The 2997-nt window shown below is 72.9% G+C and carries 2 protein-coding genes; both read right to left on the reverse strand.

Annotation, left to right across the window (positions count from 1 at the left end):
* Positions 1–112: 112 nt before the first annotated feature.
* Entirely contained in the window at positions 113–2092 is a 1980-nt protein-coding gene (locus AC5LUJ_RS18860; protein WP_250286109.1) for a terpene cyclase/mutase family protein, read from the reverse strand.
* 60 nt (positions 2093–2152) lie between these two features.
* Positions 2153–2997 (reverse strand): polyprenyl synthetase family protein (locus AC5LUJ_RS18865; protein WP_493465392.1); only part of this gene is annotated, 845 nt, incomplete at its 5' end.

A 2997-nucleotide genomic window follows, 5' to 3' on the forward strand; every position in this document is an offset into this window, starting at 1 on the left:
GCCGGCGCCGTGGGTGCCGGTACCGGTGTGGCCGGTCCCGCGGATGCCCGCGTCGGCGCCGTGGGGGCTTCGGCGGGAACCGGCGTCCTGGATGTCTCCGGTGCCGAGAAGGTCATGACGCGGACCTGCCACTCAGGTACCGGCCGAGCGCGGTCAGTGGGAAGACCAGCCGATACAGATGGTAGTTGATCGAAAAGTCACCGGGGAAGCCGGTGCCGGTGTAGTACGGCTCGTCCCAGGTCCCGTCCGGACGCTGCGTGTCGACCAGCCAGCGCACCCCGCGCTCGACGGCCGGGGACGCCGGGTCGGCGGCGAGCAGCGCCAGCAGCGCCCACGCCGTCTGCGACGCGGTCGCCTCGCCCTGGCCGATCCACGCGTCGTCGGTGTAGGAGCGCAGGTCCTCGCCCCACGCGCCGTCGGGTCTCTGGTGCTCGACCAGCCAGCGGACCGCCCGGACGACCGACGGATGGTCGGCCGGGACGCCGGCGACGATCAGGGCCGGGACGACCGCGCCGGTGCCGTAGATGTGGTTGACCCCCCAACGGCCGAACCACGACCCGCCCGGCTCCTGGTTGTCCAGCAGCCACTGGACCGCACGTTCGGTGACCGGGCTGTCGGCCTGGCCGACCTCGGCGAGCATCTCCACGATATGCGCGGTGACGTCGGCGGACGGCGGGTCGATCACCTCACCGAAGTCGCAGAAGGGCAGCTTCGTGGGGAGCGTCCGGGTGTTGTCCGCGTCGAAGGCCCCCCACGCCCCGCCCGCGGAGCGCATCCCGATGGTCCAGTCGACCCCGCGGCGCCCCGCGGCCCGCAGCCGGTCCGCGAGCTCGGGCTCGGCCGCCTCGAACCCGCTCGGAGCGTGCGGCGGGCCGGCCGCGTCCCGCCCATGCCCCGGGTCGAGGATGCGCTGGATGGCGAGCACCACCTCGGCGGTGTCGTCGACGTCCGGGTACAGGTCGTTGTCGAACTCGAAGGCCCACCCGCCGGGCGCCAGCGCCGGGCGTTTCACCGCCCAGTCACCGGCCACGGTGACCTCCTCGTCCGCGAGCCACCGGGCGGCGCGCACCATGGCCGGGTGGTCGGCGGCCAGACCGGCGTCACGCAGGGCGACGACGGCGAGCGCGGTGTCCCACACCGGGGACTGGCAGGCCTCCAGCCGGCGGACCATCCCGGCAGGCGTCCGCTCGCGGATGGTGAAGCGCTCCAGCCCCCGCAGGCCGGCCACGATCACCGGATGATTCATGGGGTAGCCCAGCAGGGTCAACGCCATGATCGAATACACCCAGGGCGGCTGGATACCGCCCCAGCAGCCGTCGGCCTCCTGGCGGGCGACTATCCATTCGGCGGCCCGGCGCATCGCATGCCGGCGGATCAGCTTCAGCGGGCGGCGCTCGTAGCGGTGCAGCAGCCGGTCCAGGCGCTCGAACGCACCCGGCCAGGACCGCAGCGGCGCCAGCGGCTTCGGGGGAAGGCCGACCCTGAGCTCGTCGATCCTGAAGCCGAGGGAGCGTTTCGGCCGCAACGTCCCGACGATCGTCAGCGGCACGACCGACTGCCGGGCCCAGCAGGCGAAGTCGTACGGGTTGAGCGGGAACCACGACGGCAGCAGCACCAGCTCGGGCGGCATCACCGGCAGGTCGTCCCAGGACCATTCGCCGAACAGCGCCATCCAGATCCGGGTGAAGACCCGGGTGCGGGCGATGCCGCCGTTCGCCCGGACGAACTCGGCCGCGGCCTGCATGTGCGGCGCGTCCGGGCTGTCGCCGGCCAGGCGCAGCGCCACGTACGCCTCGAAGGTGGTGTTCAGGTCGGGCGGGCCACCGTAGAAGGTCGCCCAGGTGCCGCTCGCGCTCTGCTGCGAGCGGATCCAGCGGGCGGTCTCCTCGGCCTCCTGCGGGGTGAGGATGCCGAGGAACCGCCGGAGCATGAGGTCCTCGGCATCCATGGTGACGTTGGTCTCAAGCTCGCCCTTCCACCAGCCCTGGTCGGACTGCAGCCCCAGCAGGTGGTCACGGGCCCGGACGGCGGCTGCCGCCACCGTGTCGGAAAAGGTTTCGCGGGAGACTTCGTAGTCGGTGGTCGAACTCATCGGCAGCTCCCGTCCACATGTGGATCCAGGTGCGGTACGAACAGCGGTGTCACGGCTTCGTCACCGGTCCCGCTCGGTGACGAAGCGGGCCAGGGCAAACAGTTCCGTCTCCACCAGCGGCGGCAGGGACAGCGACGCGAGCAGTTTGGCGCACGCGTCGAGCTGGCGGTCGGCCTCGGCCGTGGTCCACTCCCGCCCGCCGGCGCGTTCCACCAGCCCCGCGATGTGGTGCAGCTCGCTTTCGGACGCCTCCCCCGAGGACTCCAGGAAGGCACGCAGCTCGTCGGCGTCGGTGCCACCGGCCTCCAGCGCCACCACGACCGGGACGGACTTCTTGCGCGAGCGCAGGTCCGACAGCACGGGCTTGCCGGTCACCGCCGGGTCGCCCCAGATGCCGAGCAGGTCGTCCACGAGCTGGAAGGCCGTCCCCAGCCGGGAGCCGAACTCGGCGAGGCCGTCGACGAGCTCCGCCCGCCCGCCCGCGAGCACCGCGCCGATCGCGGCCGAGCAGGACAGCAGCGCGCCGGTCTTGCCGTCCTCCATCGTCAGGGTGTCGGCGACGGTGACGTCGTTGCGGGTCTCGAAGTACAGGTCCTCGGCCTGGCCGCGGACAAGGTCCTGGACACCCGCGCCGAGCATGATCGCAGCGCGGCGGCCCGGCTCCCCCTCGACCTCCAGCAGTACCTGGGTCGCCAGCCCCAGCAGGGCGTCACCGGCGAGGATCGCGCCGTCCGCGCCGAAGACGGTCCAGGCGGTGGGCCGGTGGCGGCGCTCGGTGTCGCCGTCCATGAGGTCGTCGTGCAGCAGGGAGAAGTCGTGGACGAGTTCGACCGCGACCGCGCCGGGCAGCCCGGTCTCGGCCGCGGCGCCGGCCGCCTCCGCGGACAGCAGTGCCAGTGCCGGGC

Source organism: Protofrankia sp. CiP1_Cm_nod3 (assembly GCF_982290655.1).